This is a genomic window from Tardiphaga sp. 839_C3_N1_4 (genome assembly GCF_051811045.1).
Lineage (GTDB): Bacteria > Pseudomonadota > Alphaproteobacteria > Rhizobiales > Xanthobacteraceae > Tardiphaga.
Window position 1 is genome coordinate 5,769,802 of the sequence record NZ_JBPWQD010000001.1, and the last position, 12,609, is coordinate 5,782,410.

12 protein-coding genes are annotated in these 12,609 nt (G+C 60.8%); 6 read left to right on the forward strand and 6 right to left on the reverse strand.

From position 1 onward, the window contains the following. Positions 1–331 precede the first annotated feature (331 nt). Positions 332–907 (reverse strand): hypothetical protein, encoded by a 576-nt coding sequence (locus AB8A38_RS27605; protein WP_439088079.1) that lies wholly within the window; start codon positions 905–907, stop codon positions 332–334. Between AB8A38_RS27605 and AB8A38_RS27610 the strand changes: the two genes are divergently transcribed. Then, complete coding sequence (locus tag AB8A38_RS27610) at positions 906–1,052, forward strand: hypothetical protein (RefSeq protein ID WP_439088080.1); 147 nt, start codon at positions 906–908, stop codon at positions 1,050–1,052. The two genes, AB8A38_RS27605 and AB8A38_RS27610, sit on opposite strands and share 2 nt — an antisense overlap. A gap of 54 nt (positions 1,053–1,106) precedes the next feature. On the opposite strand, the gene AB8A38_RS27615 is transcribed toward AB8A38_RS27610, so the two are convergent. Together AB8A38_RS27615 and AB8A38_RS27620 are read right to left on the reverse strand one after the other, a co-directional pair. Beyond that, positions 1,107–1,388 carry a hypothetical protein gene (locus tag AB8A38_RS27615; RefSeq protein WP_439088081.1) on the reverse strand — a complete coding sequence of 94 codons (282 nt, stop codon included), beginning with the start codon at positions 1,386–1,388 and terminating at the stop codon, positions 1,107–1,109. A gap of 276 nt (positions 1,389–1,664) precedes the next feature. After that, the gene (locus tag AB8A38_RS27620) at positions 1,665–2,600 is read right to left on the reverse strand and encodes an IS1595 family transposase (RefSeq protein WP_439088082.1); all 936 of its coding nucleotides are present in this window, start codon (positions 2,598–2,600) and stop codon (positions 1,665–1,667) included. 482 nt (positions 2,601–3,082) lie between these two features. Here AB8A38_RS27620 and AB8A38_RS27625 point away from each other — a divergent pair, with 482 nt between their 5' ends. The 4 genes from AB8A38_RS27625 to AB8A38_RS27640 all read left to right on the forward strand — a co-directional run bounded on the left by AB8A38_RS27625 (position 3,083) and on the right by AB8A38_RS27640 (position 6,254). Continuing rightward, the gene (locus AB8A38_RS27625) at positions 3,083–3,496 is read left to right on the forward strand and encodes a DUF3830 family protein (RefSeq protein ID WP_068735441.1); all 414 of its coding nucleotides are present in this window, start codon (positions 3,083–3,085) and stop codon (positions 3,494–3,496) included. Then, positions 3,496–4,431 (forward strand): allantoinase PuuE, encoded by a 936-nt coding sequence (gene puuE, locus AB8A38_RS27630; protein WP_439088083.1) that lies wholly within the window; start codon positions 3,496–3,498, stop codon positions 4,429–4,431. Before AB8A38_RS27625 ends, puuE begins: the two co-directional genes overlap by 1 nt. Positions 4,432–4,455: 24 nt before the next feature. Then, positions 4,456–5,343, forward strand: a complete 888-nt coding sequence (gene uraD, locus AB8A38_RS27635) for a 2-oxo-4-hydroxy-4-carboxy-5-ureidoimidazoline decarboxylase (RefSeq protein WP_439088084.1) — start codon at positions 4,456–4,458, stop codon at positions 5,341–5,343. A gap of 137 nt (positions 5,344–5,480) precedes the next feature. Next, positions 5,481–6,254, forward strand: coding sequence for a substrate-binding domain-containing protein (locus AB8A38_RS27640; RefSeq protein WP_439088085.1), 774 nt, complete (start codon positions 5,481–5,483; stop codon positions 6,252–6,254). Between the two features lie 187 nt (positions 6,255–6,441). Here the strand turns inward: AB8A38_RS27640 and AB8A38_RS27645 are convergent, their stop codons facing one another. Then, a complete protein-coding gene (locus AB8A38_RS27645; RefSeq protein ID WP_439088086.1) occupies positions 6,442–7,836 on the reverse strand; it encodes a nucleobase:cation symporter-2 family protein in 1,395 nt (464 codons plus the stop codon). 202 nt (positions 7,837–8,038) lie between these two features. Here AB8A38_RS27645 and pucL point away from each other — a divergent pair, with 202 nt between their 5' ends. Then, on the forward strand, positions 8,039–8,878 hold the full coding sequence (gene pucL, locus AB8A38_RS27650) for a factor-independent urate hydroxylase (RefSeq protein WP_439088087.1): 840 nt from the start codon (positions 8,039–8,041) through the stop codon (positions 8,876–8,878). Between the two features lie 272 nt (positions 8,879–9,150). Here pucL and AB8A38_RS27655 read toward each other — a convergent pair whose 3' ends face one another. Next, entirely contained in the window at positions 9,151–11,760 is a 2,610-nt protein-coding gene (locus tag AB8A38_RS27655) for a molybdopterin-dependent oxidoreductase (RefSeq protein WP_439088088.1), read from the reverse strand. Then, complete coding sequence (locus AB8A38_RS27660; RefSeq protein WP_439088089.1) at positions 11,757–12,578, reverse strand: FAD binding domain-containing protein; 822 nt, start codon at positions 12,576–12,578, stop codon at positions 11,757–11,759. Before AB8A38_RS27660 ends, AB8A38_RS27655 begins: the two co-directional genes overlap by 4 nt. Positions 12,579–12,609 lie beyond the last annotated feature (31 nt).

Consider the following 12,609-nt stretch of genomic DNA (forward strand, 5'->3'; position numbering starts at 1 on the left):
CGTCTTGACTTGGTCGTCCGTTACACTGTCCAGGGCGTCTTTCCATCCAAAGTCGGCCGTCTCCTTGCCAGTGGCAGTGCTGGCGCAGATCCGTCCTGCCCGAAGACAGACGTCACCCCCAAACCGCGTAACGCCGCATCTCCGGCGTCCACCGCATCCAGCCCCACGACCGTGACGATCGCGCTCGCCCCTCTCATCGGGGCTGGACGAAGGAGAATATAAACGCACTTATATACTTGACAAATGTGACTTGAGGCCTAGCCTATGACCCGACAGGGCAGCGCGTTTAATTGCAGTGATGGGTTTGGCGATTTCTTTTTAATCGCTGTGCCTAATCAGGCTTTTGTTTTTGTAAGGGAACGCCGGGCTTTACTTCTGAGAAGCCCCGACGAATTTGTGCATACTCAGGTTTCAACTCTACAATTACCCTGCCAAGAAGCCGGGGAAAGTCACTGAGATAGAACTCTACATCTTCGTTATTGTTTTCGTACCCGTACCGCATCTTTTCGAATGTGGTGTCGGCGCCTTTGAGAGCGGCTAGAAGACTTCTGTCGATTTTACGACCTAATGCCGCTTCAAGCTTGTCCCAATGGGACGCGCGGTATTTGACTAGATCGTTGTCCCATATTTCTTTAATTCGAGCCTGTGTATTCTGGGAGAGCCTACCGTACAGGCAGGATAGATGATGGCCGGTCTGGGCTTCGCCAGTTTCGATACAAATCAGGCATTTTAGGAACAATTCAGACGTCAGTGCCGACAAAACTATGTAGGCTGGCCCAACATCGGCAGCGGACTGCGGGTCCTTGTCGAAATCGAGATCCGATAGCATCTCGGTGACATGGTAAAACGATGTCGCGTGAAGATATAAAGCTCTCGGATCGACGTTCCTTAATGGTGCTCTGCGCATGAATGACCCTGAAAAGAAGTTAGACGACACTAAGCGTCTGATGGGCGCTCTCGTTCGTATGAAGCCAAAGCCGCACGAGGATATGAAGGTCGGGAAGAAAAAGGTCGCCAAGAAATCAGCGACGAAGAAGAAGCCCGGCAAATAAGCCGGGCTGTATTTATTGGAGGCTCAAATGTTTGAACCTATTGCTGGTGGTGGTTTAAGCGGGCTCAAACCAAACAGCGTTGATGGCGTCAACATGGGCCGGCAGCGCCGGCATGATGACAGCGCTGGTAGCATCAACGACAATCAGCTTGTCGTTTGCGTCCATAACAGCCCAGACGTAGGCGTGGGCCTGCTGGGGCGTCATGGTGGTGTGGACGTAGAACAGCGATTGCTGCGCGTGATACCAGCGGCCGAGTGATTTGATCCTTTCATGGACCGCATCGTAGTTCTGGCCGGGCACATCGAGGTCGTAAGCGATAAAAAGGTTGTAAGGCATGCGTAGTCCCTTTTGAAATGAGGGACGGCTCTTGACCTTTCGTGCAGAATCCCAATGATGGGAGCACTCACTACACTGCAGCTCATGACCCGTCCCTCGGGTTAATGAGCTATCCGAGAAGGCCGGGGCCAACCGGTTGTTCTCCGCGAATCGCTCGACTCCCAGTCTGCCATGGAACTGGCGCTGGGAGTCGACGCGGTTCATCTTTTGTCCCGCTTATGAACAGAGTTGCGCCAAGCGCGAAAGCGCTTAACAGCCTGTTTTTTGAAGGTGATTTTAGTTAGCTGGCCGGTACGTCAGGCGCTTGCCCTCGATACCCTTGAGAGCCTTCGCCGTCCGTTCCCCATCGGTCACACCAAGGCCGGAGCGGTTGTTGTAGCGGAATTGGAATTCCGTCAGGTAACGCTGCAGGTGCTGTTCACCGCAGAACGTGTAGGTGCCGCGCATACCGCGCTTGAACACGCCAAAGAAGTTTTCGACGTTGTTGGTGGTGAAGCCGAGCTTGTTCACATACTCGCGGCCAGTGTGGTTCATCGTCTGATGATCGCCGTAGGCTTTGCCGGTGTAGGTGTAGAGCGCGCTCTCGTCAGTCACGAGAGTAGCCTTGCGAATGACGTTGGTGAAAAGGATATCGCGGACCTTATCGGCAGTGACGCCCTTCTGAACATGGAAGGTGCGAACGGTGCCGGTGTTCTCGTCAACCAGCGCAACGATGCTGGCCTTGTGCGAATGGCCCTTCTTGTAGCCCTTGGCGCGCTTGGACGTATTGAGGTGATAGGTTTCGTCAGCCTGAACGTTGCCGCCATTCTCGCCCATGGGAGCGGGCTTGCTGTCGATCATGGCTTCGCGCAGGCGATGCATCATGAACCAAGCGGTTTTGTAGGTAACGCCAAGGGCTCGATGGATCTCATGGGCAGAAACGCCGTTCTTGCCTGAGTTCATCATGTGCGCGGCCATCCACCACTTGGTCAAAGGCACCTTGGAGCGTTCGAACACAGTGCCCACGGTCACGGTGAACTGACCTTTGCAGTCGTTGCAGTAGTACAGGCCGGGACGATGGGACTTCTTGGTGCCGCCGATCTTGGCGAGCTTGTCGGGATCGGAGCTACCGCAGTGAGGGCAAATCGCACCATCGGGCCAGCGCACAGCCTCAAGGGCTTCGCGGGCCTTGTCCTCGTCGTGAAACATGGGGTCTTGGAAAACTGCAGTCATGGTTTGCTCCAATGACTACGGTTTAGAGAGCCGATCCACTTTTGTCAAGTATATAAGTGCGAATATAAACCTGATAGGGATGGTGTCAACGGGAGATAGGAAAAAATGTTTGGGTGCTGTCTTGCCGCCCCACGCTGTCATTCCGGGGCGGGACCGGCGCCGCAGGCGACGGGACCGAGCCCGGAATCCTGACATGTTCAGCGCAAAACACTCAGGGATTCCGGGGTCGCACTGCAGCGGCTGCGCCGCTTTCGTGCGCCTCGGAATGACGAGCATGGATAGGGATTCCCGGCTCATTCCGGCCCTCAGGCAAACCAATTGGTTTGCCGGGGAATGACGAGCAAGGAGGGCCTCCGAATGACAGTGTGGAGAGGGAACGCAGTCTACGGACAACACCGCCGAAAACTGCGGCTTGCTTCTTTCGCCCTCTGCTGCAATCTGGATGGATCACTGTCAGTCACTCCAATTACGAGATTCCACGGATGAGCCAGCTCAAAGTCCATGTCGGCGACTTCACCTTCGATGCGAAGTTCGAGGAGAAGGACGCCCCCAAGACCGTCGCCGCCTTTAAGAAGGCGATGCCGTTTGTCAGCCAGGCGATCCATGTGCGCTGGAGCGGCGAGGGCGTCTGGATGCCGCTTGGCGATCTCGATTTCGGCGTGCCCTATGAGAACCACACCAGCTTTCCGGCGCCGGGCCACATCATCCTGTATCCGGGCGGCATCAGCGAGACCGAGATCCTGCTGGCCTATAGCGGCGTGCATTTCGCCAGCAAGATGGGCCAACTCGCTGGCAACCATTTCATTACGCTGACTTCGAACCTCGAAAACCTCAAGGAAATGGGCAAGACCGTGCTCTGGAAGGGTGCGCAACCCGTTCGTTTCGAGATGGTCTGATGACATCAGGCGATTATCCGCGCGATCTTCGCGGCTACGGCCGCAATCCGCCCGATCCGAAATGGCCGGGCGGCGCCCGCGTGGCGGTGCAGTTCGTCGTCAATTTCGAAGAGGGCGGCGAGAACAACATTCTGCATGGTGATCGCGCCTCCGAAGCGTTTCTCTCGGACGTGCTGGGTGCGCAGCCCTGGCCCGGCCAGCGCCATGCCAATATCGAATCCATGTTTGAATATGGCTCGCGCGCCGGCTTCTGGCGGCTGTGGCGGATGTTTACCGAACGCAACATGCCGACCACCGTGTTCGGCGTGGCCACAGCCCTGCAGCGCAATCCGGAAATCGTCGCCGCGATGCAGGAAGCCAAGTGGGATATCGCCAGCCACAGTCTGAAGTGGATCGAGCACAAGGATATGTCGGAGCCCGAGGAGCGCTTCGAGATCAATGAGGCGATCCGCGTGCATACCGAGGCCACAGGCGCGCGCCCGACCGGCTGGTACACCGGCCGCAGTTCGATCAACACCATTCGCCTGCTGATGGAAGCCGGCGGCTTCAAGTATCTGTGCGATTCCTATGCCGACGATTTGCCATACTGGATCAAGGGGCCTAGCGAACCGCAACTCATCATTCCCTATACGCTCGATGCCAATGACATGCGTTTCGTCAATCCGCAGGGTTTTGGCGGCGGCGACGAGTTCTTCACCTATCTGAAGGATTCGTTCGACGTGTTGTATGCGGAAGGCGCGACGTCGCCGAAGATGATGACCGTCGGCCTGCATTGCCGCGTCGTCGGGCGGCCCGGCCGTGCCGCGTCGCTGACGCGGTTCCTCGATTATATCGGCAGCTTCGAGCGCGTCTGGGTGCCGACGCGTCTTGATATCGCCGAGCACTGGCACGCCAATCTGAAACATCTCGCCGCAGACGCCCGTGCCATCGGATAGACCAGGATTGGGATAGACCCTGTCATGACAGAGAAGACGCTCGACGAACTCAACGCCTGCAGCAAAGCGGATTTCGTCGCGGCGCTGGCGAATATCTTCGAATATTCGCCGTGGATCGCGGAGAAGGCTGCGGACAGCCGGCCTTTCGCGGGCGTCAAGCAGTTGTTCGCCGCGATGCGCAAGGTGGTGGAGGAGGCAGCTGCAGGCCAGCGGCTGGCGCTGATCAAGGCGCATCCGGATCTCGCCGATAAAACGCAACGCGGCGATCTCCTGACGGCGGAATCCAATGCGGAGCAGAACAGCGTCGGGCTCGACCGGCTCTCGGAGGCCGAATATGCGGCCTTTGATCGCGTCAACAATGCCTATCGAGCGAAGTTCGGCTTCCCTTACATCGTCTGTGTTCGTCGTCACACCAAGGATTCCATCCTCGCGGATTTCGAGAAGCGGTTGCCCAACGACCCGGCTGCCGAGGTCACCGCATCGGTCGCCGAAATCTGCAAGATCGCGGCGCTGCGTACTGATCTTTTGGTCGACGGGCCGGATCGCCTGCAGGTCCATGGCCGGCTCTCGACCCATGTGCTGGATACCCATAGCGGCCGGCCCGCAGCCGGGATTTCGGTCGAGCTTGTGGAGTTGTCCAAACTCGGCGTTAGCCGCGTGATTGCGCGCACGCTGACCAATCACGATGGCCGCACCGATGTGCCGCTGATCGGCGGTCGCCCGGTGCCGATCGGACGCTATGAACTGACCTTCAAGGTCGGTAGCTACTTTGCCGAACGTAACGTGCCGATGTCGGATCCGCCGTTCCTCGACGAGATCCCGTTGCGCTTTTCGGTCTACGAGCCCGAAGGCCATCTCCACGTGCCACTGCTGGTGACGCCGTGGAGCTATGGGACATATCGCGGGAGTTAGATGGGGGAGCAAAAGTAGCTCTCTCGTCATGGCCGGGACAAGCCCGGCCATGACGTGGAGAGATTAGTTATTGCATTATCTTACATCCGACCTGAATTGGTCGTCTCATAACACAACAAAAGATCAGGGAGAACGTCATGCGTGGCATCAATCGCCTGCTGCTGGTCGCGGCATTTACGTCCATCACCACAGCCAGCGCCTTCGCCTCCGAAATCCACGTGATGATCTCTGGCGGTTTTACGGCGGCCTATAAGGAACTGGTGCCGCAATTCGAGAAGGCGACGGGCAATACGGTCGTCACGGCCTATGGGCCGTCGATGGGCGAGACGCCGCAGGCGATCCCGATGCGGCTGGCGCGGGGCGAGCCGGCCGATGTGCTGATCATGGTCGGCTATGCGCTGGGCGATCTTGTCAGCAAGGGCAAGGTGATCGCCGACAGCCGCGTCGATCTCGCGGATTCGCCGATTGGCGTTGCCGTGAAGGAGGGGGCGCCGAAGCCGGACCTGTCTTCGGCGGATACGCTGAAGGTCGCGCTGCTGAAAACCAGAACCGTAGCCTATTCGGACAGCGCCAGCGGTGTGTATGTCAGCAAGGAGATGTTCGAGAAGCTCGGCATTGCCGACGCCATGAAGGACAAGGCGCGCAAGATCCCGGCGACGCCGGTCGGCGAGATCGTCGCCCGGGGCGAGGCGGAGATCGGCTTTCAGCAGATCAGCGAATTGAAGCCGGTCAAGGGCATCGAGATCGTCGGCCCGCTGCCGGCGGAGCTGCAGAAGATCACTGTGTTCTCTGCAGGGCTTGCGAGCAATGCGCCGCAGCCGGATGCCGGCAAGGCACTGATCGCGTTTCTGTCCTCGAAGCAGGCCGCGCCTGTGATCGTGGCGAGTGGGCTCGAGCCCAAGGTGAAGTAGGGCAGGTAAACGGCTTACTTAACCTCTCCCCGCTCTGCGCGGGGAGACGTCGCCGCGTCTTCGCGGCGGGTGAGGGGCGAGGCCCCCGCCTACCACGGCGATGGACTTTGCGGTTCGCAAGCGCCCCTCACCCCAGCCCTCTCCCCGCAACTGCGGGGCGAGGGAGCGAGAGGCCGGCGTTTCGTAACTAATGCGTCGCCGCTGCAGCCACGCCCGCCGCCTCGGCCTTCGCCGTCTCGGCACTGCTCACGCCATTGAAGAATGCGTTCAGGATCACCGCGACCAGCGCGCAGAGCAGGATGCCCGACTCCAGCAGCGGATGAAGGTCATGCGGCAGGTTCTTGAAGAAGTTCGGTGACACCAGCGGGATCATGCCGAAGCCGACCGAGATGGCGACCACGAACAGGTTGCGCTGGTTGGTCTTGAAGTCGACCGCGGTGAGAATGCGCGCGCCGGTCGCAGCGACCATGCCGAACATCACGAGACCGGCGCCGCCGAGCACCACCTGCGGCACCGACTCCACCAGTGCGGCCATCTTCGGCAGCAGGCCGAGCACCAGCATGATGCCGCCGCCGGCAATGGTCACCCAGCGCGAGCGCACGCCGGTGACGCCGACGAGGCCGACATTCTGCGAGAACGAGGTGTAGGGGAAGGTGTTGAAGATACCGCCGAGGAACGTGCCGACGCCGTCAGCGCGCAGGCCCTTGGTGAGCGCATCGCGGTCGACCTTCCGGTCGGTCATCTCGCCGAGCGCCAGGAACATGCCGAGGGACTCGATCATCACCACGATCATCACGATGCACATGGTGACGATCGGGACGAGATGGAATTGCGGCATGCCAAAATGGAACGGCAGCACGATGTCGACCCAGCCAGCGGTGCCGACCTTGTCGAAATGCATCACGCCGAGCAGGCTGGCGAGGACCGCGCCGGCGACGATGCCGAGCAGCACCGAGACATTAGCCAGGAAGCCGGTGCCCCATTTGATCAGCGCGAGGATCACGAGCAGCACGAAGAGGGCGATGCCGAGGCCCTGCAACTGGCCGTAAGCCGGATTGGGGAAGGTGTGCGGAACGCCATCGATCATCTTGGTGAACATGGGTAGTCCGCCACCCGCCCAGTTGATGCCGACGCGCATCAGCGAGATGCCGATCACCATGATGATGGTGCCGGTCACCACGGGCGGAAACAGCGGCAGCAGGCGGCTGATGAAAGGCGCGACAATGATGCCGAAGATTCCGGCAGCGATGACCGAGCCATAGATGCCGAGCAGGCCGATATCCGGAGCGGCGGCCATCGACAGCATCGGGCCGACCGACGCGAAGGTGACGCCCATCATGACCGGCAGGCGGATGCCGACGCCGGGAAAGCCGATACACTGGACCAGGGTCGCAAGACCGCAGGCGAACAGGTCGGCGGAGATCAGGAAGGCGACGTCCTGCGGCGACAGCTTCAGGGCGCGGCCAATGATGAGCGGCACCGCCACGGCGCCGGCATACATCACCAGCACATGCTGCAGACCCAGCGCGAGGAGGCGCGGGGTCGGGAGGACTTCGTCGACGGGATGGACGCTCACTGTCATTGATCTAGCCCCTTGCTTAGGTGATGAAATATCGTTGCAATATGATCGTCAGATACAAACCTCGTGCCAGACGCCGCTGAAAGCCATTTCGCCCCGGTGGTGTGGTGTCCGGTGGCACGAAGGTTGCTCGAAAGTGAGCATTGCTCAATATATTGCCCGGCGACCGGGGTTCCCTGGTCGCAACACTGACTGGAGGTCGCGCGTGCCGCTCATCAAGAACAGATATGGAAAAGGCCGTGTCCGCATCATGCGGATCCATCGCGACGGCGACAAGCAGGATGTCAGCCAGCTCAGCATCAAGGCGATGCTGGAAGGCGATTTCGGCCGCGCCTATACCGACGCCGACAACTCCACCTCGACATCCACGGACACCATCAAGAACATCGTCAATGTGGTGGCACGCGAGAATACCGCACTGTCGACCGAAGAGTTCTGCCAGGTGCTGGCGAAGCGCTATCTCGACCTGTATCCGCAGGCGAGTTCCGTCAGCATCACTGCGCATGAGACCAAGTGGGCTCGGCTGGCTGTCGACGGCGAACTACACCCGCACGCATTCCTGCTCGACAGCAACGGCAAGCCCACCGTCGAGATTGTCGCGACGCGCGACGGCATGACCATGAGCTCGGGCCTCGACAACTTCACCTTCATGAAGTCGACGCAATCCGGCTGGGAGAACTACTACACGGATAAATATTCCACGATCCAGCCGACCAATGACCGGATCTGCGCGACATCGATGGTGGCGTCGTGGACATGGTCCGGCAGGCCCGCCAGCTATCCGGCGACCAACAAGACAATTCTGGACACGCTGCTGAAGGAATTCGCGACGACCTATAGCCCCAGCGTGCAGAACAGCCTGTATCGTATGGGCGAGAAGGTGCTGGCCGCCGTGCCGGAAATTTCCGAGATCAGCATGGCCTGTCCGAACATCCACTACATCCTGATGAATCTCTCGACGTTCGGCCTGGACAACAACAACGACGTGTTCCTGCCGACCGACGAGCCGCACGGGCAGATCGAATGCACGGTGGGGCGGGGCTGAGTGGATTGAGCGCCGCGCTTTCCTAACCTCTCCCCGCCCTTTGCGGGGAGAGGTCGCCGCGCCTTCGCGGCGGGTGAGGGGCGGGGCGCTCGGTCAATACCATCGACGATCTTTCGGGTCGTTCCGTTGCAGTTCAGTCGAAGTGATGCCGATTCGACAGCGTGAGTTTGTTGCTGGCGTCGTGCCATGCCCCTCACCCGACCGGCTTCGCTGCGCTTCGCCGGTCGACCTCTCCCCGCAAAGGGCGGGGAGAGGTTAGGAACAGCACGCTGCTACGCCCTCCCAAACTTCTTCTGCAATTCCGGAAAAATCCGATCCGGCTTGAACGGCACCTGCGTGAACCGAATCCCCGTCGCGTCGAACAGCGCGTTGCCCATGGCGGCCGCAACGGGATTATACGGGCTTTCGCTCATCGACTTCGCACCCAATGGCCCGATCGCATCATAGGTGTCGGCGAAATAAACGTCAGTGCGCGGCAGATCGGCGAAAGACGGCAAATGATAGTCGCGGAACTTCGGATTGACGACGCGGCCGCGGTCATCGATCACCATCTCCTCATAGAGCGTCGCCCCCAGCGATTGCGCGACGCCGCCTTCTATCTGGCCGCGGAGCTGCATTGGATTGGCGACGGCGCCAGCGTCCGCGGCCTGCACGCTCTTGAGAACCTTAATCGTGCCGGTGCCCTTGTTCACCGCCACGCGAAATCCCTGGACGTTGAAGGCGACCGAACGCGGGGTGCCGCCTGAAGTTCCAGTGGCGCTGCGTGCATTGCCGTCCGCCTGCATCGCCGCCACCAGCTTCTGCGCGGCGTCATGGGTGGCTTTGCCCGCGACGAATGTGCCGGCGCTGCCATAGGCGCCGGTGTCGTGACCGCCGTTCCTCGTATCGGACTGGCGCAGATGAATCTGCTCGACAGTGCAGCCAAGTGTCGTGGCGGCGATCTGCCGATGCACCGTCGCGGTGCCATTGCCGAATTCGGCGGTGCCGACCGTGAGATCGTAATCGCCGTCGTCACGTTTGGCGATGACGACTTCGGCGATGTGGCCTTGCGGCGGCACGGTGTCGATCATGGTGAGCGCGATGCCGTCGCCGATCAGCCAGTCGTCATCGAGATCGTGCTTCGTCTTCACCTGCATCGCCTGTTCTACCAGATTGAGGCACTGGTCGAGGCCGTAGCTGCCGATTGTCACGTCGTCATAATGCGTGCCGGCTGGCGATACCATCGCATCGCCGGGCTTGATCGCGTTGTGCCGGCGGAAATCATACGGGCTGATGCCGAGCTGCGCGGCGAGATCGTCGATGGCGGCCTCCACCGCGAACAGGGTTTGCGGCAGGCCGTAACCGCGAAACGCCCCAGCCGGCACCGTGTTGGTATAGGCGACGACGGCATCGACCTTCTTGTTGGCGCAGTTATAGACGCCGAGCGATTCACCGCAGGCGTGAAACAGCACCGGGCCCGCGTGATTGCCATAGGCGCCGGTGTTGGAGAGCACGTCGAGCTGCAGCGCGGTGAGCTTGCCATGCTTGTCGGCGCCGGCCTTGACCGTGACGCGCATCGGATGCCGCGTCGATGTGGCGATGAATTGCTCCTCACGGGTCAGTTCCCATTTCACCGGGCGGCCGGTCTTGAGTGCGGCCAGCGCGAGAATGTCCTCGACGAACATTTCCTGTTTGCCGCCGAACCCGCCGCCGACGCGTTCGCAGAACACGCGAACCTTGTCGGAGGGAAGGTCATACAATTGAGCCAGCGCACGGCGTGTCAGGAATGGTGTCTGCGTGCTCGAGCGAATATTGAGGATGCCGTCGGCATCGAGCCAGGCCATGCCGCCATGGGTCTCGAGATGGCCGTGCTGCACGCGTTGCGTGGTGAAGGTGCCCTCATAGGTGACGGCGGATGATGCCAGCGCCGCGGCGACATCGCCGAATTCGCCATGCGTTTCGGCGACGATGTTGCGGATAGCATTGCTGACGCGATGTGTAGGCGTCTTGTCGGGGTGTATGACCGGCGCGCCAGGCGCAATGGCGGTGGCGGGATCGAATACCGCGGGCAGGATGTCATAGACAACGTCGATGCGGCGGCAGGCTTCCTCCGCGATGGCTTCGCTGTCCGCGACCACGGCCGCGACTTTTTGGCCGATGAAACGCACGGTGTCGTCGAGGATCCGTGTATCCTCGGGATCCATTGCATCGATCTCGTGGCGCGCGGTCGAGAACAGCGTGGCGGGAGTATCCGCATGGGTCAGCACCGCATGCACGCCTGGCATGGCCCGCGCTGCTGATGCATCGATCGACACGATGCGGGCATGGGGATGCGGCGAGCGCAGTATCTTGATATGCAGCAGGCCGTCCATGGCGACGTCGAATGTGTAGCGCGCCTTGCCCGTTACCACCTGGGGACCGGCGGGGGCGGGCAGGCTGCGGCCGAAGGCGGTGCCGGGCTCGGCGTCTTCCACATTGGACTTGCCGTCGAGTGCGTCCTCGATCGTGCGATAGCCTGTGCAGCGACAGAGATTGCCCTTCAACGACGCTCCGAGATCGGCGCGCTGTGCCTGATTGAGCGATGCGCAGGTCACGATCATGCCGGAGGTGCAGAAGCCGCATTGGAATCCCTGTGCGTCCAGGAACGCCTGCTGCATCGGATGGATGCCGCCTTCGGACGCGAGACCTTCGATCGTGGTGACGGTATGGCCTTCGGCGCGGAATGCCGGGATGATGCAGCTATGCACAGGCTCGCCATCCAGCAGCACCGTGCAGGCGCCGCAGTCGCCGGCATCGCAGCCCTTTTTGACGCCGAAATGGCCGAGCTGACGCAGGAAGGTACGCAGGCACTGGCCGGCTTGCGGCTGCTGCGAAAAGCTGTGGCCGTTGATCTCGAAACTCATGGCTTGAAGCCCTGCAGCTCGGCACGGATTTCTTCCGCGAGCCGCAATGTCATCTGCTTGCGCCAGGCCGGCTTGCCGTGGACGTCGTCGTGATAGAGATTGTCAGGGATCCGGTCGAGGATCGCTTCTTCGAGCGTGTCGGCATCGGGACGTGTCGGGAGAGCGATGCGGACTGGCCGCTTCGTCGATGCCGTGATCGTCAGCCGCCAGCCATCCTCATCAAGGCTTCCTATTAGCAGCGCAGCAGATCGCCCGACCGGCGTCAGCGAGATCTGCCTGAATGCAGAGCGTCGTTTGAAGGCTGCAAGCGGAATCGCAATGCTGCGCAGGAGATCGCTCGGCATCAGCACATTGCTTTGATCGCCGGTGACGAAGTCCACGACATCGATCGTGTCTACGCTGCCATCGGCCTTCCAGATCGTGCAGGCACCATCGAGCGCGGCGGTGAGCGCGATCATCGGACCGGCCGGCAGCGACATGCAGAGATTGCCGCCGACGGTCGCGGTCTTCCAGATCTTGAAAGACGCGAGGAAGGCGCGGCAACATTGATTGATCAGCGGCGATGCGATCCAGTCGGGCCGGCAGGGCAGTGCGTCGAGCTGCGCCACGGTGCAGGTCGCAGCGATCTGCAATTCGCTGTCGGTGACGGTGAGGGCCGGCCATTTGAGATCGGTGAGGTCGATCAGCCGCGTCAGGTGGGTCTGTGGTTCGGAGAAAAGCCAGGTGCCCCCGGCGAGCCATGCATCCCCGGCACTCCATGTCGGTAGCTGTTCCCGCGTCTGCGGGTGGGCGACGGACGCGATCGTATTCAGGTCCATAGGGCGGCTATGCTTTCACTCGGCAATGACC